Consider the following 21,369-nt stretch of genomic DNA (forward strand, 5'->3'; position numbering starts at 1 on the left):
TGAAGAGATTTTTTAGTTTATTTGTGACGACCGGTTTGAACTAAAACCAATATCACTTTTCTAAATAAGAAGTTAATCTCTATCTCCTATACGCCCATCTATTATTCTACTAACAATATTCCGTCTGCAATCGGGCGTTCACCTGCTGCATCAGAGGGTCTTGTGACTCGGTCATCCCCAACTGTCATTGTCGTCGACCCGCCGCCGTCAAGATTGATGGCATCTACGGCTCCTAATGACATCATGACTTTTGCACTTTCTTCAAAATTAGCCCCTACACTCCATCCGGGTGCGCGTCCATCGATGGTGACAAATAATAGATTGCCATTTTCCTTGATTCCTGCAAGCGTTCTAGGATTACGACGTTCCCCAAAACGATAATAAAAGCCAGGATCTTCTTCCCAGTGAAAGCCTTCCTCTACGGCATTAATGGAAATTTCTCCGTTTTCCAATAATCGAGGTCCTCCATTAATCATGTTGGTGGTTTGGTCTAATTTTAATAGCTTTCCATCACCGATGATTTCACTCTTCACCTGAATTTTCATACCTTGTTGGGCATGGTCACGAAGCCACTCTGCCGCCTCCCCCGTTCCTACAAGAACAGAACCATTGCCCGGAATGACTCCTCCGCGATTGTCACGAATTTCCGCCACTTCTCCGGCATGATTTACGACCACTTCCACACCGTCGCCCGATTCTGTCTTTTCTCCAAATACGGATGTATATTGGATAAGCTCACTTTCATCCTTACAAGTAAAATCATGTTTCGCCCCTTCTGTTGTCGTATCTCCTCCAACACCGCCACAATTGCGGATTAATCCCGGCTTCCGATTTAACCCATCCACTTCCCTGACCGCACCATCAGATGAAGTAGCCTGAATTGACGTGGAAACAGACACAATGTTTGCCTTCTCTTCAACAGAGGATAAAGTCAGAGCTGAACGGCCATTTATCGCCTCACTGACAAGGTGGCCTTTGCTGGCGAATATACCGGCAAGATCGCCTGGTGTTCCATCCTTCTCTCCTACAACAAAGTATCCGGCATTAATTCCGGCAATCGCATCATTTCTGTCAGCGATTTGGGTCAAGGTTTCTTTCCCTGTCACTGCCTCATTTGCCAATTCCGGCAAAACATGCCCTTGAAATCGATCCTGATCCACTTCGAGTACGTTCACTACCCATGGTCCTGTTGTTTTCTCTCCGTCTTCACCCGTATACATAGTCCGTAGGCCCGAATATCCCTTTTCCGATAACTTGTTTCTCATTTCAGCTGCATCCGCTTCCAGCTGATATTGGCCGATGCGGACAATGTATCCAAGTGGACCTTTTTCCCGGTCATCCAATGCCCGATTCGGTTCTCTTATGATACGAGCATTTTTGAAACCATCTCTTTTTAAATTTCCCAACAATATCTTTGCCTGCTTCTGTGTTTTTACAAATGCCACATCCACTGTGAAAAAGTCTTTAGAAGATGTTTCACCACGATAGATTTTGGTATACGTCACTCCTGGTGCTGGATTCATGGAATTTCTTTGCTCAATCAAATTAGGTGTTCCTAACGGAAGCACATGATTCTTCACTTGTAATTGAGCATTCAATTCTGCTTGAACTGGAGTTTCTGGAATGGCATTTACAATCATCACAGATGCTAGACTAATAGTCGCGATAGGCAAAATGGGCTTTTTCCATAATTTTTTCATTTATTCCTCCAATAAAATTATGTCCTGCTTTAACTTTATTGGAGGAATATGATGGGAAATTAAAAAGACTATTATATTTCAGTCAATTTTAAGTGAACAAAAATGAGCATAAATACCCGATAAATATTACAATAAATTTTTGTGAAAGGACAAATTTTGGATATTTTCTCATTGTACTCAGTAAAATCAACCTTTCCTTTTAACAAAGCCTTAACCTTGCTTTGCTGCCTAAAGAGTGGAAATTATAAGAGGGATTATCATTTTGGAGGTAAAGTTTATGGAGACTTTAAAAAAGAACTTGTTGTTAATACCAACCATTTTATCGGTTATCAATGTGATCTTCCTTGCTTCATTCCTCATTGGACTTAGTATTATAAGCCATCCAATTTCAGGTATTTTAACAGATTTTGGCTTGCTATGCCCATTGATCGCAACCTTATCATTCTTCTATTTAGTGATTAAAGTCAAGGGTATAAAGCATTCAACATTAAAGTACTTTCCTTTCGTAAATGCGGTTACATTTCTAATCCCGATATGTATTCTTACTTTCCTTATACTTCGATTCTTAAACGATTAGGATTTTCACTTTTAATGAATGCTATTATAAAAATACTTTTATTCATACAAAAAAAGCCCTCATTTTTAAGGGCTTTTTTGCTAAGCTAAGTGCATTTAAGCATTATATTCTATTACATTTCATATATTTCATCCAAATAATTTTGCGAAGGTATTTTCACCGGCGACCCCGTCTGCAGATGTTCCATTGGCCCTTTGAAATGCCTTCACCGCTATTTCCGTTCTGCCACCAAAGATACCATCTATGCCATGTGGATCATGTCCTTCCAAATAAAGTGCAGCTTGAAGGATATAAGTGATATTCCCTTCCGCCCCTTCCCTAACATTAGGTGAAGCAGCTTTTGTTTGGGGTCCCCATATTCCATCAACATTAATCTTTGCACCATATTGTTTATTCAATTCGGTTTGAAAACCCTTGATCAGCGCTTTTTTAGTATTGGGACCATAATAACCATCAACATCTATTTTTGCTTTATACCTGCTATTTAATGTCCTTTGAATGGACTTGATAGTTTGGTTGCCGCTATCCTTTGCTGGCGTATCTTTTACAATGACTTCGGATTCGACTTGTGTAGGAGGTGGAGTGGTTCCATTCACTTTTGATATCAGTCTAGGCTTCATTCCCGCTTTTAACTGAGAATAAGTCAGTCCGCCCGTCATATCCAAGTGCGGATAATCTTTAAAGCTTGACCAATCCCCTCCCCATGCAAAGCCCAAGGATTTACCAATAGCGGCTACCCGTTTCCATTTTGCATCGACTGTCCATATTGCATTTTTTCCATCATCGCTGACTATGAAATAATCAATAGCTAGTCCAAAGTTATGATAAGATTGACCTGGCATCGCGTTGGTCACTCTCGGTTTCGATAAATCACTATAGTTTTTACCATCATAAATATACCCTAGGCGACCTTGACCATATAGTTTTGCTTGCTCTTCCATAGACCGATAACCTGCGCTGATTTGCACGAAAATGCCTTCTTGGTATGCCCGTCTAACCATTTCCAATGCTGATTCTTTTACGACTGGATGAATGCCGCTGCCCATATTCTTTTCTGAACGATCCAATAAGGTTTCTAATTTAACTGTCAATTTAATCACCTCCTAATATGTTATGGTGCTAATTAGGAAATGCTTGTACACCTACCTTGACGTTACACAAAAAAGCCCTTTTATGTGGACCTAGTTTGCTTTCATCGTTCTTAAATAAAAAAAGCACAACCCTTAATGGGATTGTGCTTTTGATCTATTATAAAAGCTTATTTGGATCTTCTTTATCTTTACCAATAACCCTTATCAACTCATCCAGCTTTTCATTTCTTTCTTGATCTAATCTTGTCTTTGCATTGATGAATTTAATTATCTTAATTATGAAATAAACACTTAATACAACAAGTCCCAAATAAAACAAAATCGGTATGATTGCAAAAAGCCCTATTAAACTGCTGGCTTGGTCCAAAAATAATTCCTCCCAAATGTAAAATATAGTATTATTATACAGGAAAAACAAAGAAAGCATCCGATATCGATTTATTATTTAAATAATTATTTTGCGCAAAAAACCTGAAGCTAGCAACATTTTAATGATCTCCAATTAGTCATCAGAAAATTTCTTAAAGGCAGGGTAAAACAATATTGAAGGATTTGAGTCAGAAAAAGGGAGAAGTTTAAATTACCCATTTAAAAACCCCTATTTTATCTATTCAAATATAGACATAAAATAGGGTTTATATATTTTTTTGTTGCGTTTCTATCATGATTATAAAATAGATAAATTGAATTAAAGAACTTCACATAATCAGTCAATACTTCCCTAAACCCCACTTATCTCTGCACTCTACAAATGTTTTCTAAAAAGAATTTACACTCTAGAACAGTGGAATGAATCACATCATGGGCCATATATTTCGATGATCTAATCAAAAAATCCCTCGAGGATCCCCTGTGCATAATCCCTTTCTATAATTAGGCTTTCCAAAGGCTAATTATCAAGGAACGTTGTCGACCTTTTCCGGGTATAAGAAGTTCGTGTATACGTAAGACTTAGAGTTTCCAAAAGTCTTGAAACTCCACGAAGTGTATATCTCTTCCCCCATTCCAGTTCAATATACGTCGACACTAAGGAAAGGGTCCAATTGTAGTGCAGTTCATAGGTTGGGGTGCTTTTCTCTAGCTACTTAGCTGTGAAGGGGAACGCAATCATTAATTCTGGAGCCAGGGGCTTCTTCATAATACTTAATTCGTTTAAGCAGCCAGGATAAGTAATACCTCTCCAAAATCCTGGAATATATTGAAGGCTACTTTATTCCCGATTAAGAATACAACCAATTCAGTTTTATTCAGTATATTAGGGTGACAGAATTTTAAAGGTAAATAGATGCTAAGACAATTTTCAGTTCAAGTAAATCCTGGTGAAGTTAAAGATAAGTTCCACCGATTTAGTACTAAAGTGTAATTCTTTAATTCGAATAAGGTTAGTGTTAACATATAGTAAGTATATCTTCCAATGAAGGAGCTAATTATGAATCCCAATATTTTATTGCGTAATAATGTAAAGTTTAAAGGAAGCGGTACACGACCAATGATATTTGCCCCAGGTTTTGGTTGTGATCAAAATGTCTGGCAATCAGTTGCAAAAGACTTCGAAGATGAATACCAAATTATCCTATTTGACTATGTTGGGTCAGGTAATTCAGATATAAAGGCATATAACGTGGAAAGATACAGTACTCTTGAGGGGTATGCACAAGACGTACTTGATGTTTGTTCCGCATTAGACCTAAAAGATGCTATATTTGTTGGACACTCTGTTGGATGTGTGATTGGCATGCTGGCATCAATTAAACATCCTGAATATTTTTCTAAACTTGTTCTGGTTGGTCCTTCCCCTTGCTACCTGAATCTTCCTAATGATTATTACGGAGGATTCGAGAAAGAACAACTTTTAGGATTGCTTGATATGATGGACAAAAATTATATAGGCTGGGCAACCGCCTTTGCTGGAACGGTAATGAATAATCCAGATCGACCAGAGCTTAAACGGGACCTAGAGAATCGTTTCTGTTCTACTGATCCTATTATCGCTCGACAATTTGCGGAGGTTACCTTCTTTGCAGACAACCGTAAAGACTTACCAAAAGTAAAAGTACCATCACTCATTTTGCAATGTTCTGAAGATGTTATTGCTCCGTCAGCAGTAGGTGATTATATTCATAAACATCTTCCTCGTAGTACATTTAAATTGATGAAAGCAACAGGACACTGTCCACATATTAGTCATCCTGAAGAGACGATATACCTAATCCGTCAGTATTTGGATGAATTTCCGACAAACGATTTACAGAAAGAGATTGGTGTGAATTTTTGTGAATGAACAATTAAATGAGGCACCCTGCGGATATTTGACTTTATCAGAAGAAGATACTATTTTATCCGTTAACCAAACCTTACTTAAAATATTGGGGTATAATCTCGATCAATTGAAAGGGCAGCATATTAATTGTATCCTTTCGGCTTCTGCCATACTCTTTCATCAGCTTTATCTGGTTCCTCTGATCAAGTTGGAAAATCACATTGAGGAAATATATATATCCTTAAAGTCTGTAGATGATGAAGAAATACCTGTGTTACTCAACGCTGTTCGAAGAGAGCGAAATGGAAGACCTATTATTGAGTGTGTAGTGATTCCAATGCGAAAAAGAAACGAATTAGAAAATGAGCTTCTTATAGCGAAAAAAGAGGCAGAGAAAGCTCTAAATGCTAGGAATAAGGCTTATTCTGATTTAGAGAATGCTCATGAAACGATGATAATGCAACAGGATAAACTTATTGAATTGAACGAAAAAAACGAAAAATACAAAGTAGATACAGAAAGAGAAATGGATCTTGCCAAAAAAATCCAAGAGGCACTATTAACTGTTCCTATTATTAATGAACATCTTGAAATTCAAGCGTATTATAAAGGCGCCAATCAATTATCAGGTGATCTTTATGGATTTTACCAAATTGACGCCCAACGGTATGGCCTTATCCTACTTGATGTGATGGGGCACGGGCTTTCTTCAGCTCTACTAACCATGTCACTTCATTCCATATTTCAGAGATTAATTTTAAAAGGTTCTGAAGTGAGAACTGTGATGAAGGAATTAGATGATCATCTTCATTCTTTATTCAAAAACACAAGTGAAACTTTTCATTATTGCACAGCCGTCTACCTTTTAATCGATACTGATAAGAGAGAAATTAATTATATCAATGCAGGCCATCCTTCCGTTCTTTTACAGGATATAAACGGAAAACAATATCACTTGCGTTCTAATCGGCCTCCACTCGGGATGTTTGAAGATATGATTTTTAAAACAAACACCCTTACATACAATAAGGACAGTAAGCTGTGCCTTTATACAGATGGAGTTGAAGAACCTCTTGGTTCAGACCGTTTATGCTCATTGTTAAAGACCTATTCGGCTGCCCCTTTATCTAAACTTAAGGGGGAAATTATACAATCGCTTAGAAATGAAGAGGACACTGACCAACGTAAAGATGACCAATGTCTTATTTTAGTTAAACTGAAATAAAACATTGGGGTTGTGCTATCCGTTATATAAACTAATACAGGTTGATTCAATTTCTTGGGAGTTCCTGTAGCTATGATTGCAAATCAATTATTTCAGTTAATAGAGGGTTTAAATTTAGTTGGTTCGAAAACCTCATTGTGTGGATACGCCCTTTTATTTAGAGATAAACTTTAGTTCAAATCACTTTAGACACCCTTAATGGACCAATTTAGTAATTGGAATAAAATAAAACAAATGAGGAGCTATCTATTTTGGGTAGCTTCTATTTTTTATGCAAAATAGTTATTATAAATTACGTAATATAAATAAATTGACAGCGTCCGATTCAAAAATCATCCGTAACCAGCTTTTCAATAATTTTCAATCATTTAGTTCCATTTGCCTCCCAATCCTTTCCATCATATAATAAAGCTATTAAAGAGGAAGGGGGGCATGGCAAATGTACGAAGGTAGAGATCCTTTCGTTTCTTCACTCGCTTCTCATTTAAACATGCGGCTCACTCGTTTAGCAAAAGAAAGGGAAATCCCACTGGAAAGATTATTGGATAAATCCGTCGAATTGTTACTTGAATATATGGAAGACAATGAATTGATCAATGACCATGTTAAATTAAACAATGTTGAAGCGATTAATAAAAATAATGAAATCATTCAGCAAAGCAGGCAAATCCTTAAGAAAGACTAGTATAAAAACACTCAGCCATCACAGTTGAGTGTTTTTTTCAGCTTTTATATTTCAGAGCATTACTCACTAATATAGCCCACTCTAATTTACAACTGAATGTCCAAATAAAAAAGGCAGCCACTAGGACTGCCCCTGTTGAACAATTGTTTTACAGTTGCTTCATTCTTTTAGTGATTAATAAAAACGATGCTTGTTTTTTTTGCATTTTTTACATTTACAACGTTTTCCAGGAAACCATACTGTACTCGGGTCATTGTTCTCAAAACATTTTTCTTCATAGCAACAATTTATCTGCATACTAACACCCTCCTTACTACTGTATATGCTTGGACTGATCGAAGGTGTGGACAAGTTGCTAAAAATTTAGTAGTAAATGCTGAATTCATTCATTTTCCATGTTGCTGGACAACTTCCAATGTATGTGGAAGCCAACTGAAATCTCCCCAAGTTTATGGCCGGGAATAACGATTTTCGCATCTTTATATACATACATTAAATTCTTCATCGTATTTGGCCATGCTTCCATGTTAGCTTCATCAATGATCCCGGAATTCTTTTGTTCCAGCGCGAAAATCATATCACCAAATAATTATACTTTGGCAGCCATATTGTCATGTTATCAGAAGTATGGGCTTCTCCCGGGAAGTATTATACACTTCCAAATTTCCCCTCAACGAATAGCACATAATATAATTATGTAAACAAATATTCGCCCATGAAACTATACTAACTCCACTATTAAGCGTTATTTATTTTAGAACGAAACTATTTTTTCGGCATTAGATAGCCCCTAAAAAAAGAAACCTTGAAAGGTATTTAGCCAATCAAGGGGTTTCATTCTATATAATGTTTTACTTTAGATATTCAGCTTCCCATTTATCTTGTTTTTCTACAGGGCTAAGTTCTGAAATATCCTCATATCCATAATTTATTTTCATTTTTCCTGTGTTATCTAAAATGAAAGTTAGGTTTGTCCATAGTTCCTGTTCTTGCTCCTTAAATTCTTCACGCAATCTCGAAAAACAATTATACAATTCATTATCAAGCCCATCAAACTCTTCCTCATCAACATTAAATAAATCTGTTATATCCAGACTATATACTGGTTCCCCGCCAGTTTCAGGGTAATAGTAGAAAAAAACTTTTTTATAACCTTCTCTAAATTCAGCGTATAAAAAGATTTGTTTCCAATCCTCTGGAATTATATTAATTAATGTATTCGCAATTAGTTGATATGTCTGCTCCATTATTTTGGTTTCCATCTCACTTACCTCCTAAATAATTAGTTAATCTATCTGAATATTTTTTACCATCTATTGCATAGTTGATTTTAAACTCACTTGGTCTAGCTGATTGTGCCTCATATATGGGTTTTACTTTAATAGTTACTTCTTTATCCTCTACTAAAGCCTTCTTCCATGTATTCTCTAGAGTCTTATATTCCCTCCTATTTAAAGTAGCATTCATGGGTACTAAGTTATCTATTTCACCAGAACCTTTAAAGATACTTGCAATTAAATGTCCACCATCATCGTCTGATTGTCTATCGTCTCCTCCAACCTTTCTTTGGGCATATGAATTTCGTTTTGCTTTACCCAATTCTAATTTAGCTTCAGCAATCGCAATACGCCCGTTATCATCAGTGGTATATTTATATCCTTCTTTTGTTGTATACTCTACATTGGGTTTTAAGGTCTTCTTACGATTTACTTTCGTGTATTGTTCACCATATCTAACGTTATCTATACCCTTAGAAATACTTCCCCTTGAAACACCCTCTACTTTACTATCCTTCACCGTAAATTTCTGATAGGCTTCCTTAATTGTCTGCTTTTCCATCACAACTTGGGGAAGGCTTGGTCCTCCTGCGAGGGAAACTTGTTTCACACTTATGCGTTTAGGAACCTCTTTTTTACCTATTTCTTCACCTATATTTTTTAACGTGGTTTTTCCTGATTTCGCTATGTCTGTTATTGTAGCTTGAGCCTTCTGTACCTGCTTTTGCGCAAATTCCTTGCTCTATGGGACGAACTTTGTACCACTCGCTACTTTTTTCTAAGCCACCTTGCCTGAAGTAAATCTATATGATTTTAAGTCCTCACGGCCTATTATCTGAGGAACCCGATATGACTTAAGATGATAAATATTCATATCGACAATGAAAAGACCATAATTTTTCCGTTAAGGTCATTTAAAAGAAAAACAGGTTGCACCTTATTCGGTAATCTCTCATTTAGCCAAATAAAATGCACATCCAGCCATGTAAAAGTCATATCTTCTAATTATCGTTCTTTCCACACTATCCAAGTATTAAAACCAAACTCCATGATGGTACAATCTTCATGAGCTGTAAACTTCAGTAAATCGTCATTCATGTCGTCCAAAATTTAAATATCTAAAACAAAAACACCTGTTGCCTAAAAGGCATTCAAGTGCTTTATAATTAACTTTATAAGTATTTCTTGACGAATATTATGCTTAATCCAACAATCTTGTTTAATTTCGTGAGTTTATAGCTTATTCCCTGTGATAATACATCATAATTTAAACTGTCATATCTTCTATTTCTCGTTCTTTTCACCCTTAACTACTTTAGATATTTATTATTTCTTTATTCCAGTCTGGAAAGATATTTTTCTAAATGCTTCTTTCCAGAATTGCTTTTAGGCATAATGCCAAGATTCCTATACTTCCAAATAGTTTTTCTTTCATGAGGGTCTATATTTGAAAGATCATCATAATTAAAATCAATCTTAAACTTTCCTATCTTATCTAAAACCATAGTAAAATTTGTCCAAGATTCTTGACCATTATCTTTAAACTTTCTCCAAAGTTCTTGAATAAAATCTACTAATCGATGCCATTTTTCTGAGTATTCAAGCTCACTTATTGTGAATAGTTCAGTTAACTCATGGCTGTATATCGGTTTATCACTACCTTCAGGGTAATAATAAAAGTAAGCAGTCTTAGCTCCTTCAACTACCTCACCGTATAAATAAACCTTTGACCATTCTTCTGGAATAGTGTCTACAACGACTTCTGCTATCTGTTGATATAATCTATCTAATTGTTCTTCATTCATCTAGCTTTCCCCCTGGTACATTATCAAATCGTCTAATTTCCCATTCATCATCACCAATTTTATACTTAATATCAAAACTTACTGGACGTTGTGAGTCTCCCTTATAGTTTGGGGTTATCTTTACCTTCACTTCATCACCTTGTTTAAGTGCATCTGCCCATGTATTCTCAAGTTTCTTCCATTCACCTTTATTTAAATTCCCATTCATTGGAACAAGGTTATCAAGATTACCTGAACCTTCGAAAATACTTGCAATTAAATGACCACCATCATCATCTGGCAATCTATTTTCTCTTCCTACAACCTTTTGGGCATAGTTATTTCTTTTGCCATCTCCTATCTTGAGAGTTCCATCAGCACTAGAAATACGACCTTGACCATCTGTTTTATAATTGTAACCTTCTTTACTTGTGTACTCAACATCTGGTTTCAATACTTTTTTACGACCATTCCTAGTATAATGTTCCCCGTATTTAACTTTAGTAACGGATTTGACGGTACCCTTAGGAATATTATTCCCTGAAACACCCTCTACTTTGCTATCCCTCACCGTGAATTTCTGATAGGCTTCCTTAATTGTCTGCTTTTCCACTACAACTTGGCGAAGGTTTGGTCCTCCTGCGAGGGAAACTTGTGCCACACTTATCCGGTTAGGGATTTCTTTTTTACCTATTTCTTCACCTATATTTTTTAAAGTGGTTTTTCCTGATCTCGCGATGTCTGTTATTGTAGCTTGAGCCTTCTGTACCTGCTTTTGCGCAAATTCCTTGCTGTAAGGGATGAACTTTGTCCCACTTGCTACTTTTTTCTAAGCAACCTTGCCTTGAAGTACACCTGTATGATTTTAAGTCCTTACGGCCTATTATCGGAGGAGCCCGATATGACGTAAGATGATACATTTTCATATTTCAACAATGAAAAGACAAAAGACCTTAACTTTTGCGTTAAGGTCTATACAAAAGAACAAACTCTTCTTGTCCTCCAATATTCATTCTTAAGGTATTCTTCTAAAATACTCTTATCATATTCAGTTTCAGGTAAAAGACCCAAACGAGTATATTCCCAAATAACCCTTCTTTCGTGATCATCTGCATCTGATAGATCTTCATAATCATAGTCAACCTTAAATTCCCCTGTACTTTCTAAAGTAAAAGTTAATTTGGTCCATTGTTCTTGATTATTATCTTTAAATTCATCTCATAATTCTTTTAAGATCTTTATTAACCTCCGCCATGTATCTCTATACTCTATTCTACTAATACTATGTAACTCAGGGATATCGTGACTATATATGAGTTTATCATTAATATTAGACTGATAGAAATAGAACGCAGTCCCTGTCCCCTCAGTAACTTCTCCATACAAAATTACTTTACTCCATTCTTCTGGAATCATCTCATTTACAGTTTGAGCTATTTTCTGATAATATTCATTTAGTTTTGATTCATTCATTTTTTATCCCCCTGCTCTATTTTCAAATGTTCTTAACTTTCTCAGGTTCACCTAATAAGAATTGCTAAGTAAAAAAACCTTCTCTCTTAGGAAGAAGGTCTATTTTATGTTTTTAGAACAATGGTAAACTATCCCTTTTTATATAATTATAGTTTTCACTATTATCGTTTAATGAGTAGTTTTCCAATAAGTATTTTTTTACATTATTTAGACTTTCAATCTTAAAATAACCAGATTCAATCGCATTTTCACCTAATATTCTTAACGTTTCATCATCAATCACTTCAATCACTTGAGGAACAAAGTCTCTTTTTTCCTTTTTATATGCTTGATAAGTTGTATAAGAAACAGCATCTAAAACTGAATACCATGCATATTGTTTTTGTACATCCTTTTCTTTATTTGCAAACTCAGCTACATCTACATAATCTTCGCTATCTATGTAGTTACACAAATCATCCGCATCGATTTTTTCACCTTCTAGCCATTTCCAACAGGAATCTAGAGCTTCTCTACCAGTTTTATATCCGAGTTCATTCATACTAATTATATTATACATATTTTCAGCTATTACCAATCCTACTGCAACCTTAGCCACTGCATTGAGATTATTGATAAAATCCATAACTATCATTCCCTACTTATTTTCTTATTTTAACCACATTCTCCGGCAACCCATTTATTACCTCAAAGGATAATGTATCTCTTGGATATGGTAAACTTGGATTTATTTCAGTCGATACCTTAATTTTTAAATTAGGATACATATCAGTCATTTGCTTAAATATTCCTCTTTCATCATTTGGAACAGGATCAAACAAACCTTTTGTACATTTATTACAAATTCCGTTTGGATTAGACTGATGGATATATAGTGTTCCCTTCATATCTTCTGGTTTAAGTCGTGCTTTTTTAACAGCATCCTCAAATTCAGCTATTATACCTTCTTCTGCATGATCCATGAGCTGGGCATGTCCTCTTATTGATCTATTATAAGGAGCTTTAATTTCACGACCAGGATATAGTTCATCCAAACTTGGTAAACCTGCTTCTTTTCTAACTTTGGGAGAGCCACCCTCAAATACTATACCTTCTAAACCTTTTATATCTGTTTTTCCAATAGCAATTGTTTGAGTTTCAGGAACACCTAGTTTTTTTCTAAGACTTTCAAATCCTCTTTCCCAACGTTAATACCCGATTTACTTCCAGTTCCATTTACACCCTTACCACCATCACTCTTCACTGCAAACTTCTGTACGATATCCTTAATCGTCGTTTTATCAAAAGTGACATGCTTGTAGTTGTTTCCATACGCCGTAGCTAACTCTTCGACCCTAATCCGGAGAGGTACTTCTACCTTGCCGATTTGCCGGCCGAATGCTTTTACCTTCTGAACCTGCTTTTGCGCAAATTCCTTATTGTAAGGGACGAACTTTGTACCACTTGTTACTTTTTCCCAAGTCACCTTACCTGAGGTAAGTAAATCAACATATTTTCTAAAGAAAGTTTTTTTTTGACCTGACTGCCCTTTTTCTGAGGTAACCGATATATCTTAAGATAATACATATTCTATTTCAAAAATGAAAAGACCTTAACTTTTGCGTTAAGGTCATACAAAAAGAACAAGCTCTTATTGTCCTCCAATATTCATTCTTAAGGTATATTCTACTAAAATACTCTTATCATATTCAGATGCAGGTAAAAGACCCAAGAAAGTATATTCCCAAATACCCCTTCTTTTGTGATTATCTCCATCTAAAAAGATTTTTATAACCATAGTCAACCATAAATTAGATTTTTATTAACAGGTATGTTTATTTAGTAATATTTTTAGTTTTTTATATTCTTCAATTATCTTGAAATTCATTTTTTTCTATTCGCGTTTAGCATTATACCTAATTTTTCATATTCCCCAATTTCTTGTTGCTCATAGCTATCAGCATTTTCTGAATTTCTATACTCGCCCTATTCTCTTTCTTATTGCATATATTAAAATAACATTGACACTCCTTGAAGGAATAACCTTCATGCACCATTAATTCAAATTCTATTTAACTGTAAACAATTTAAAGATTATTATTTTTTATCTCCTCAAACCACTCATCAGCAAAATCATCTGACGTTTTTATATCCTCAATTGTATGTACTAAATCATACTTGTATTCTGCTTTGAAGTTCCCACTCCTAACATCATATATTAATTTCAACTCCGTTGGCATGTCTCTTTCGTATTCTTTGCATAATTCTTCAATTTTTTCGACATCATCATTGATAATATTTAATACCATAAACTGTCGTTCTGTAGATACATCATATCTTTCGTCCCCATTCTCCAATGCATCGTTCACCTTGTGACATTCTACATACTTATTGTTAATTAAATAAAAGAAACTGCTCGATATCATATCTTCTTCACATGTAGCATAAACATATACTTTATCGGCTCTATCTTCAACATATTCCATACAAATGGATATCATATCAGCTTGCAATTCACTAAATCTATCTTCAAATTCTTTCATACTACATTGCACTCCTTTTATAAATTTTTAAATTTTGCACTGCCCGGCTTACCATCAATAGTGTAATTAACTATAAATTTATCTGGGCGCATATCATTCCCAGAGTAATTTATAGCAACATCAACTGTTACTTTTTTTGGTGGAGTTTCTTTTAGAGCTGCAGCCCATTTATCTTCGACTTTCTTATATTTCTTCAAATTAACATCAGATAATTGCGATACCAAATTGTCAATTTTAGGTGATCCGCCAAACCTATCAGCTGCCAAATGTCCTGCATGGTCTTGACCTTTTACTTTACCTGGTGTATTTTTGCTGTGTGACAATCTGTCTTTTCTTTCTGTTAATTTTAAATTTTCTGTTTCAAATTTTGTAATCCTACCTAAATTATCTGTTTCATATAAGTAATCATACTCTCCAGTTTTATACCTAATATCAGGCTTTAACCTATTTTTTCTACCATTTGTAAACTGTTGCCCTTTGTCGATAACTGTTTTGACTTCACTTACTCCAGAATTTTCTTTACGCGTCCCCTTAGGAACACTCTCCCCTGAAACACCCTCTACTTTTCTATCCTTCACCGTGAATTTCTGATAGGCTTCCTTAATTGTCTGCTTTTCCACTACAACTTGGCGAAGGTTTGGTCCTCCTGCGAGGGAAACTTGTGTCACACTTATCCGGTTAGGGATTTCTTTTTTACCTATTTCTTCACCTATATTTTTTAAAGTGGTTTTTCCTGATCTCGCGATGTCTGTTATTGTAGCTTGAGCCTTCTGAACCTGCTTTTGCGCAAATTCCTTGCTGTATGGAATGAACTTTGTACCACTTGCTACTTTATCTGCGACCTTGGCCGCACCTGCCACACCGCCGATTCCAAGTGCCATCAACAGCCCGTTCTGGCGCTGTTCCTCGGTTAGCTGGTTGCCGAACATGTCTTTGCTGGTGACTGCTTCGCCGAGGCCGTTGGCTGCGAGGAGGCCGTATATCCCGTATTCGGTTTTCTGGAGAAGGCTAAAGCCTTTTGTCGTTTTATAGGCATCAAGCGCATGGTTCGCTGCGCTGAGTCCTTTGGCCGTTTTGTATAGGGCGCTGCCGCCTTTGATGGCCCGGCCGGCCCAGCCGACGACGGGGATGAATCCTGCGGCTGCCATGGCGCCGGCGGCGATTCGTTCGGCATCGGACAGCTTGCGGCCCGTTACTGGATCGACTCCTGTTGAGGCCCTGATAGAATCATAATATCCCGTGAATTCCCCTGTAAAGGTTTTTGTCGTATCCCAGGCTTTTTCGTACCATGGGCGGTTTTCGAGTTCTTCCATTTCTTGTTCGATTTTCCGGGCTTCGGCTTGTTGCTTTTTGAAGGTCTGATAGTCTTTCATCTGACTGGCGACTTCATCCTTCACTTGATAGACGTCACTATTCTTAAATGCCGATTGGTTGAATGTCATCGGCGAAACGTTGCCGTCCTGATTAGTGGCATCAAGCAAGGCGCGGAAGAGGCCAACGGCCACATTTTCCTGCCCGACGGACACATCATATTCCTCGACCAATTGCCGGTCGATATTCTCGACCTTTGTCACGGTGTCATCCAGCCTCTGTCCCGCCAGCGTGATTTTTTCATTAAAGTCCTTTTGGTCGAACCTATCAAGAGGCAGGATATCGTCAATGCTGTTCAGGATCCTTTGGAGATCGTTCGCTTGTTCATCGACAAGCGACTTCGCTTGATTAATGCCGTTCGACACTTCGCCATCTAAAAAGGGAACCTCGACCACCGTATTTCCGGAGAGGTCTGCCTCTTCCAGACTGGCCGGAATGCCTTCCAAAAAACTGATCTGGGTAGTGAATAGCTCCATCCAGGCATCCGCCACCTCGATTTGCGCTTCATAGAAGCTTTTGATGGCGGCAGCACCGGCTCCTTGAAACTCGTTATCCAGGCCGACGATGCCCTGAAATTCTTTCTTCAGGGCCGCGACTTCCTTCTTTAGTTCTTCATATTGCTTGGCACGTGACTTGGTTGCGGCCGTCAATGTCTTGGCTTCATATATTTTCATCGCGTAGGATACCCATGTGAAGACGTATGGGCGATGGCTTCATCCTGTTCTTTTAATAAGTCAATGTTGGCACGGGTATCTTCCACATTTTTCTGGACGATTTTGATATATTGCTCGAAGACCTTCTCCAGGTTCGTTTCCCGGTCGATCCATTTCGAGGTGAATTCCAATTTATTGCTTCCAAGCTCGCCTGCCGGCAAATTTCCAAGCGTGACTGTACCAAGTGCCGTCTTCACCTGATCGACTTGCTTCGTTACGGCAGGATGATTCAGTTTGATTGTCGTCATTAAAACAACCGCCTTTTTAAATCTGATATTTTACTTTCCAGCTGTTCAAATGCCTCTTCTCCTTTGCTCAAAAGGGAGTCGGCTTCTTGGGCTATATTCCCTGCTATGCTCAGAAGCGTATTTTCGGCATTCAGCTTTGTGATCATCGCCTCGATTTTCCATTGGTAATCGTCATAATCGTCATGAATGATACTGAACATCACATTATAGGCATCATGACGGACTTCCTGAAATTGATCCGAGCGATTCCCTGTCCAGCTACCACCTAGCTCAGGGTCTTTTATTTTCCTAATCTCGTTTAAACACATGCTCTGCTCTTTTATAATATCGTTTTTCGCATTTTCTAAACGTTCAATTTTCACATTCAAATCAGCTTTTTTACTGGAGATAGCAGAGTGCATATTACTCAAAATATCTGCATAAACCATGAAACTCACCTCAGAAACAGTATAATCCTACACTAAATGTCATATTTTCCTATTTAACATTATAAGGATTAAAGTCCGAGAGTTAAATAGGGAGAAATATGCTATTTTGTCAGTTAAAAGAGAAGATTGACATAAAAAAGTTCCTAAATTCCATATTCTTTATACCCTGCGTTTTACCAATTTTAAACAAGTGAGCAGAATGTCATCTCATTGAATTCTCTATAAAAATTGCAACCACTTCATTCAAACTGCCCTTGACTGTATCTGTACAACAAATCATCCCGAACAAATTCCCTGCAAGTGGAAGATAGATGTGACCGCTCGGGATGTATCAAATCTCCAAAAGGCAAATCGCCGACAAATTTAACTTCGCCTTCAAAAGCCTGTCCGGATTCACCATCAAAACCGATTACTTTCACAAAGCAAGTTTTGTGCCCGGTTTTCATAAAATCAATTACCGTTAACACATGATTATGTACATCGTTCATTCTTTTTTCCTCCAACCATGAAAGCATTAAGTAAAGATATTTTTTACTAGTATTATAATAAAGAAACCGATCAAAACAACCATGGTTAAGATCGCTAAAGGCATTAACATTGGAAATAGGCACTCCTACTTTCCGTGAATCTCTTATACTTTATTTTTTTATGTATTTTGGGTTGATCTATTCACTATAACCTTATTTAACTGACGTTGCATGTCCTGACTTCTCAATTCATTCACTTATACTTTGTTTACGTTTCCCGGAATATACTTCTCTTAGCATGTCTTTGATTTCATATTACTTCCATCGAAGGTCAGTCTGGCAACCCCGAGGGCCTCCCCTCTTCTATATAGATTTATAACCTGCTATAATCTAAGGATTGGAGGTGTGAAAAATGAAAGAAATCATCCAGATATTAGCTGAAATCGTCAATAATCTTCACGATTTCATCTTATTCTTTGTGAGTGACACATTAAATTCAAATGCAACGGACAAAGATTTGCATTTTTGGATAATGGGAATCATCGGTATCATCATATTTTTGTTCGTGTTATTTTTATCTAATTTAATTTCCCGGATGCGTTTTGGAATAACGATACTCTCTTTCCTTTATACCTTTACAGTCATGGTTGTTTTAGTATTTGCCATTGAAATACAGCAAGCCCTTACCAGCAGGGGGAATATGGAGTTTCAAGATGCGGCGGTAGGCCTATGGGGGTTCATCGTATTTTTCATGGTTTTTGCTGTACTATCATCCATATTCCTTTTGGTGAAGAATTTTTTCAAGCAATCAAAAAAAAGGTAATGATAGGTCACCTTGCTTAAGACATCCCTAACTAGAAATTCGGATTTTGTATTGGCGGGAATGATAAACTCTCTGTAGCATCATCTTAAATCGGAAGGAAGGTTACAGAGAAGCAAATTTGATTCGGGGAATTACTTCGGTTCACTTTCATTGAATAAATCAACGCTAAACAGATTAAAAGAATCGTCGTCATTAATACGTTCCTGGTCATTTCCGGGTATATCAGGACTATTTTCCCTGCGACGGCGATTTACTTCCCTTAATTCCGCTTCCAAAAATTCCGCTTGTTCGTGGGAAAGCTTGATCGTGATTTCATTATTTTGATCATCTGCAGCTTTCAAGAGGACATAACTATCCGCAGCATTACGTAAAGTGACATTGCTTACTGTTAAGTTCATGTTTGCGAGTTCATATCTTGCCTTCATAAAGTAAAAAGAACCTCCATCGGAAAATACCGGTTAAAATAATATATATTAAATATACTCTACTTCAAGATATCTAAATATACAAATTCTTTGTTTGAAAAAGCCTGGATACCTAAAGAAATCTACCTCCTTAAAGTTCTTTCCAAGACAAGAAATGCGCCGCGTCTTTAATAAAGGTACAGGTGAATTATCTTCACTTGAAAATCCAGAAGTTCTGGAAATAACGGACAATTGAATGATAATTCGTCCCTTTCTTAAATCTAAAACAGGATATCGGAACCCTTGACTCGTTAAAGGGTTCCATTTGTTTTTATAATTCATTCTCAATCGCGCAAGCAATATGGTATGGACCCGTGCTTTTATTTGAAGTAATGACGGTTTTCATTCGATTTGCCGGATATACCGCAGAATTGAAACTTATACCCGGGTCATACCCCATAAGATGATATTTGAAAATCGCCTCATCTTTTTTACGAATCCAAAGACCATATCCATAGTATTCCCCTTCATCTTCTGTAGCAATATGGGGTTCCAATAAAAGATTGGTATATTCTTGATTCAGTAGCTGATTGGAAAATAACCCTTCCCAAAACCTGAACATATCTGTTGTGGTAATATACGCCCCTCCATCCGCACCGCCTTTGATCGGAAGGGAATAAACATTCGTTCTCCAAGCTCCATTTTCTTCGTCTATGTACCCTAATGCAGTATTTTTAGGAAGCTGGTCCATGGAAAAATAACCGGAATTTTTCATTTCACAAGGCAGAAAGATGTTCTTGTCGATATATTCGGAAAATTCGAGCCCTGTTAGTTCCTCAATAATCAATCCTAATAAAATATAGCCTGCATTATTGTAATGGAATCTTTTCCCTGGTTCGAACATCATCCCTTCATCCTGAAACATTGGCAGGAAATCTTTTAATCTTTTTATATGGTACATCGGACACTTCTGCCAAAGCTCTTCAAAATCATCCATCACTTCTTCATCAAAGTAATCAGGAATGCCCGAAGTGTGTGTTAAGAGGTGGTGTATGGTTACATTATGATGAAAGTCCGAAAATACGATTGGAAGACAGTCTTTAAGCTTAGAATCAAACTTAAGTTTCCCTTTTTGTATTAACTGGCAAATGGCTATCGCGGTAAACAGTTTACAGCCGGAAGCAATTCCGAACCTTGTTTCGGTCGTATTCATGATTTCATCCGCTCGATTGGAATAGCCATGTGCTGAACTATGGATCAGATCATCTCCTGCTTTCACACCGATTACACCCGAGAATTCAATTTCCTTGCTCGTCTCTTCAATAAGCCTGGATAAATCCATATTTAGTTTTTCCCCTTTTCTGGTAAAATTTTCATTACTGATGTATTGGCCAAGGTGCTCGTTTGGTCTTGCAAAAAAACCCGCATCTTATGTGATGCGGGATAACTTATCTCAGCTTCTTTTATTTCCACCAAGTATCATAAACATTAATGGCTTCATTGCGTTTATGTTCGGTTTTAGTATACCATCCTTCGATGATTTCGGCAGCTTCCGTTCTGATTTCCTTGCCTTCAAGGTAATCATCGATTTCATCGTAGCTAACGCCTAAAGCCACTTCATCAGGAAGCAACGGTTTGTCATCTTCCAGGTCGGCCGTTGGTATTTTCGTATAAAGACGCTCAGGGGCACCGACGAACTTCAGGATTTCTTTTCCTTGCCTTTTATTTAAGCGATATAATGGAAGGATATCCGCTGCACCATCACCATGTTTCGTAAAGAAACCTGTAATCGCTTCAGCGGCATGGTCCGTTCCAAGCACGATGCCTTTGTAAAGTCCGGCTAAATCATATTGTACCTTCATACGCTCACGTGCTTTGACATTTCCCCTTAAGAAATTCGATAGCTTTTCAGAAACTGCTTCTTCCACAGCTTTTACTGATGCATCCACCGCGTCCTTGATGTTGACTGTAACCGTTTGGCTTGGCTTGATGAATTTTAAAGCCAGCTGCCTGTCATCTTCATCAGCCTGTACTCCATATGGCAAGCTTACGGCAACAAACTTATAGTCGCTGCCATTGGTTTCTTCATTCAATTCATTGACAGCGGTTTGGGCAATATACCCCGCCAGCGTTGAATCTTGACCTCCAGATATTCCAAGTACAAAGCTTTTCAGAAACGTATTTTTCTTCATATACCCTTTTAATAGATCAACACTTTTCCTGAATTCGACTTCAGGATCGATCGTTGGTTGGACAAGTAATTTTTTTACGATTTCTTTTTGTAATGGACGCATTGGCATAGCCCCGCTTTCTAATAAAAT

At 37.1% G+C, this 21,369-nt stretch carries 24 protein-coding genes and 1 pseudogene; 4 read left to right on the forward strand and 21 right to left on the reverse strand.

Annotation, left to right across the window (positions count from 1 at the left end; all coding sequences use genetic code 11):
• Positions 1–101 precede the first annotated feature (101 nt).
• The 4 genes from J7E52_RS15085 to J7E52_RS27435 form a co-directional block, all read right to left on the reverse strand.
• A complete protein-coding gene (locus tag J7E52_RS15085) occupies positions 102–1,700 on the reverse strand; it encodes a phosphodiester glycosidase family protein (RefSeq protein ID WP_214747959.1) in 1,599 nt (532 codons plus the stop codon).
• Positions 1,701–2,405: 705 nt separating this feature from the next.
• Positions 2,406–3,368, reverse strand: a complete 963-nt coding sequence (locus J7E52_RS15090; protein ID WP_214747963.1) for a peptidoglycan-binding protein — start codon at positions 3,366–3,368, stop codon at positions 2,406–2,408.
• Positions 3,369–3,525: 157 nt separating this feature from the next.
• A complete protein-coding gene (locus tag J7E52_RS15095) occupies positions 3,526–3,735 on the reverse strand; it encodes a hypothetical protein (RefSeq protein WP_286197786.1) in 210 nt (69 codons plus the stop codon).
• 522 nt (positions 3,736–4,257) lie between these two features.
• On the reverse strand, positions 4,258–4,422 hold the full coding sequence (locus tag J7E52_RS27435) for a winged helix-turn-helix domain-containing protein (RefSeq protein ID WP_396020280.1): 165 nt from the start codon (positions 4,420–4,422) through the stop codon (positions 4,258–4,260).
• 375 nt (positions 4,423–4,797) lie between these two features.
• On the opposite strand from J7E52_RS27435, the gene J7E52_RS15105 reads away from it, so the two are divergent.
• From J7E52_RS15105 to J7E52_RS15115, 3 genes are all read left to right on the forward strand, one after another.
• Complete coding sequence (locus J7E52_RS15105; RefSeq protein ID WP_214747969.1) at positions 4,798–5,649, forward strand: alpha/beta fold hydrolase; 852 nt, start codon at positions 4,798–4,800, stop codon at positions 5,647–5,649.
• Positions 5,642–6,853 carry a SpoIIE family protein phosphatase gene (locus J7E52_RS15110; protein WP_214747972.1) on the forward strand — a complete coding sequence of 404 codons (1,212 nt, stop codon included), beginning with the start codon at positions 5,642–5,644 and terminating at the stop codon, positions 6,851–6,853. Before J7E52_RS15105 ends, J7E52_RS15110 begins: the two co-directional genes overlap by 8 nt.
• 439 nt (positions 6,854–7,292) lie before the next feature.
• The gene (locus tag J7E52_RS15115) at positions 7,293–7,538 is read left to right on the forward strand and encodes a hypothetical protein (RefSeq protein ID WP_214747975.1); all 246 of its coding nucleotides are present in this window, start codon (positions 7,293–7,295) and stop codon (positions 7,536–7,538) included.
• A gap of 382 nt (positions 7,539–7,920) precedes the next feature.
• On the opposite strand, the gene J7E52_RS15120 is transcribed toward J7E52_RS15115, so the two are convergent.
• The 14 genes and pseudogenes from J7E52_RS15120 to J7E52_RS15185 form a co-directional block, all read right to left on the reverse strand.
• Positions 7,921–8,115 (reverse strand): MBL fold metallo-hydrolase, encoded by a 195-nt coding sequence (locus J7E52_RS15120; protein ID WP_214747977.1) that lies wholly within the window; start codon positions 8,113–8,115, stop codon positions 7,921–7,923.
• Between the two features lie 274 nt (positions 8,116–8,389).
• Positions 8,390–8,800 (reverse strand): immunity protein YezG family protein, encoded by a 411-nt coding sequence (locus J7E52_RS15125; protein WP_214747980.1) that lies wholly within the window; start codon positions 8,798–8,800, stop codon positions 8,390–8,392.
• Position 8,801: 1 nt separating this feature from the next.
• The gene (locus J7E52_RS15130) at positions 8,802–9,377 is read right to left on the reverse strand and encodes a DNA/RNA non-specific endonuclease (protein ID WP_214747983.1); all 576 of its coding nucleotides are present in this window, start codon (positions 9,375–9,377) and stop codon (positions 8,802–8,804) included.
• A gap of 772 nt (positions 9,378–10,149) precedes the next feature.
• Positions 10,150–10,620 carry an antitoxin YezG family protein gene (locus tag J7E52_RS15135; RefSeq protein ID WP_214747986.1) on the reverse strand — a complete coding sequence of 157 codons (471 nt, stop codon included), beginning with the start codon at positions 10,618–10,620 and terminating at the stop codon, positions 10,150–10,152.
• Complete coding sequence (locus J7E52_RS15140) at positions 10,613–11,260, reverse strand: DNA/RNA non-specific endonuclease (protein ID WP_309476895.1); 648 nt, start codon at positions 11,258–11,260, stop codon at positions 10,613–10,615. The genes J7E52_RS15135 and J7E52_RS15140 overlap by 8 nt, the downstream gene beginning before the upstream one ends.
• 311 nt (positions 11,261–11,571) lie before the next feature.
• Positions 11,572–12,072 (reverse strand): annotated as a pseudogene (locus J7E52_RS15145) (immunity protein YezG family protein).
• 112 nt (positions 12,073–12,184) lie between these two features.
• Complete coding sequence (locus J7E52_RS15150; protein ID WP_214747989.1) at positions 12,185–12,697, reverse strand: Imm6 family immunity protein; 513 nt, start codon at positions 12,695–12,697, stop codon at positions 12,185–12,187.
• A gap of 16 nt (positions 12,698–12,713) precedes the next feature.
• Complete coding sequence (locus J7E52_RS15155) at positions 12,714–13,106, reverse strand: hypothetical protein (RefSeq protein ID WP_214748145.1); 393 nt, start codon at positions 13,104–13,106, stop codon at positions 12,714–12,716.
• Positions 13,107–13,219: 113 nt separating this feature from the next.
• Positions 13,220–13,537 (reverse strand): hypothetical protein, encoded by a 318-nt coding sequence (locus J7E52_RS15160; RefSeq protein ID WP_214747992.1) that lies wholly within the window; start codon positions 13,535–13,537, stop codon positions 13,220–13,222.
• Between the two features lie 601 nt (positions 13,538–14,138).
• A complete protein-coding gene (locus tag J7E52_RS15165) occupies positions 14,139–14,594 on the reverse strand; it encodes an immunity protein YezG family protein (protein ID WP_214747995.1) in 456 nt (151 codons plus the stop codon).
• Positions 14,595–14,611: 17 nt separating this feature from the next.
• Positions 14,612–16,639, reverse strand: coding sequence for a T7SS effector LXG polymorphic toxin (locus J7E52_RS15170; RefSeq protein WP_214747998.1), 2,028 nt, complete (start codon positions 16,637–16,639; stop codon positions 14,612–14,614).
• Positions 16,636–16,926 carry a YwqI/YxiC family protein gene (locus tag J7E52_RS15175; RefSeq protein ID WP_098370402.1) on the reverse strand — a complete coding sequence of 97 codons (291 nt, stop codon included), beginning with the start codon at positions 16,924–16,926 and terminating at the stop codon, positions 16,636–16,638. Before J7E52_RS15175 ends, J7E52_RS15170 begins: the two co-directional genes overlap by 4 nt.
• Positions 16,926–17,354, reverse strand: a complete 429-nt coding sequence (locus J7E52_RS15180) for a YwqH-like family protein (protein ID WP_214748001.1) — start codon at positions 17,352–17,354, stop codon at positions 16,926–16,928. The genes J7E52_RS15175 and J7E52_RS15180 overlap by 1 nt, the downstream gene beginning before the upstream one ends.
• Before the next feature lie 239 nt (positions 17,355–17,593).
• The gene (locus J7E52_RS15185) at positions 17,594–17,842 is read right to left on the reverse strand and encodes a hypothetical protein (RefSeq protein ID WP_214748004.1); all 249 of its coding nucleotides are present in this window, start codon (positions 17,840–17,842) and stop codon (positions 17,594–17,596) included.
• Between the two features lie 391 nt (positions 17,843–18,233).
• Between J7E52_RS15185 and J7E52_RS15190 the strand changes: the two genes are divergently transcribed.
• A complete protein-coding gene (locus J7E52_RS15190; RefSeq protein WP_214748007.1) occupies positions 18,234–18,644 on the forward strand; it encodes a hypothetical protein in 411 nt (136 codons plus the stop codon).
• A 131-nt stretch (positions 18,645–18,775) separates the two neighbouring features.
• On the opposite strand, the gene J7E52_RS15195 is transcribed toward J7E52_RS15190, so the two are convergent.
• The 3 genes from J7E52_RS15195 to nadE all read right to left on the reverse strand — a co-directional run bounded on the left by J7E52_RS15195 (position 18,776) and on the right by nadE (position 21,342).
• Positions 18,776–19,069 carry a hypothetical protein gene (locus J7E52_RS15195; RefSeq protein ID WP_214748010.1) on the reverse strand — a complete coding sequence of 98 codons (294 nt, stop codon included), beginning with the start codon at positions 19,067–19,069 and terminating at the stop codon, positions 18,776–18,778.
• Between the two features lie 310 nt (positions 19,070–19,379).
• Positions 19,380–20,390, reverse strand: a complete 1,011-nt coding sequence (locus J7E52_RS15200) for a serine hydrolase domain-containing protein (protein ID WP_214748013.1) — start codon at positions 20,388–20,390, stop codon at positions 19,380–19,382.
• 121 nt (positions 20,391–20,511) lie between these two features.
• Positions 20,512–21,342, reverse strand: coding sequence for an ammonia-dependent NAD(+) synthetase (nadE, locus tag J7E52_RS15205; RefSeq protein WP_214748016.1), 831 nt, complete (start codon positions 21,340–21,342; stop codon positions 20,512–20,514).
• Positions 21,343–21,369 lie beyond the last annotated feature (27 nt).

This window comes from Bacillus sp. ISL-34, assembly GCF_018613325.1.
Classification (GTDB): Bacteria; Bacillota; Bacilli; order Bacillales; family DSM-1321; genus Peribacillus.

Coding starts and splice junctions, on each gene's coding strand:
- J7E52_RS15085 (WP_214747959.1), bottom strand. CDS start 1,700: ATGAAAAAATTATGGAAAAAGCCCATTTTGCCTATCGCGACTATTAGT.
- J7E52_RS15105 (WP_214747969.1), top strand. CDS start 4,798: ATGAATCCCAATATTTTATTGCGTAATAATGTAAAGTTTAAAGGAAGC.
- J7E52_RS15115 (WP_214747975.1), top strand. CDS start 7,293: ATGTACGAAGGTAGAGATCCTTTCGTTTCTTCACTCGCTTCTCATTTA.
- J7E52_RS15120 (WP_214747977.1), bottom strand. CDS start 8,115: ATGATTTTCGCGCTGGAACAAAAGAATTCCGGGATCATTGATGAAGCT.
- J7E52_RS15125 (WP_214747980.1), bottom strand. CDS start 8,800: ATGGAAACCAAAATAATGGAGCAGACATATCAACTAATTGCGAATACA.
- J7E52_RS15130 (WP_214747983.1), bottom strand. CDS start 9,377: ATGGAAAAGCAGACAATTAAGGAAGCCTATCAGAAATTTACGGTGAAG.
- J7E52_RS15135 (WP_214747986.1), bottom strand. CDS start 10,620: ATGAATGAAGAACAATTAGATAGATTATATCAACAGATAGCAGAAGTC.
- J7E52_RS15150 (WP_214747989.1), bottom strand. CDS start 12,697: ATGGATTTTATCAATAATCTCAATGCAGTGGCTAAGGTTGCAGTAGGA.
- J7E52_RS15165 (WP_214747995.1), bottom strand. CDS start 14,594: ATGAAAGAATTTGAAGATAGATTTAGTGAATTGCAAGCTGATATGATA.
- J7E52_RS15170 (WP_214747998.1), bottom strand. CDS start 16,639: ATGAAAATATATGAAGCCAAGACATTGACGGCCGCAACCAAGTCACGT.
- J7E52_RS15175 (WP_098370402.1), bottom strand. CDS start 16,926: ATGACGACAATCAAACTGAATCATCCTGCCGTAACGAAGCAAGTCGAT.
- J7E52_RS15180 (WP_214748001.1), bottom strand. CDS start 17,354: ATGGTTTATGCAGATATTTTGAGTAATATGCACTCTGCTATCTCCAGT.
- J7E52_RS15185 (WP_214748004.1), bottom strand. CDS start 17,842: ATGAACGATGTACATAATCATGTGTTAACGGTAATTGATTTTATGAAA.
- J7E52_RS15190 (WP_214748007.1), top strand. CDS start 18,234: ATGAAAGAAATCATCCAGATATTAGCTGAAATCGTCAATAATCTTCAC.
- J7E52_RS15195 (WP_214748010.1), bottom strand. CDS start 19,069: ATGAAGGCAAGATATGAACTCGCAAACATGAACTTAACAGTAAGCAAT.
- J7E52_RS15200 (WP_214748013.1), bottom strand. CDS start 20,390: ATGGATTTATCCAGGCTTATTGAAGAGACGAGCAAGGAAATTGAATTC.
- nadE (WP_214748016.1), bottom strand. CDS start 21,342: ATGCGTCCATTACAAAAAGAAATCGTAAAAAAATTACTTGTCCAACCA.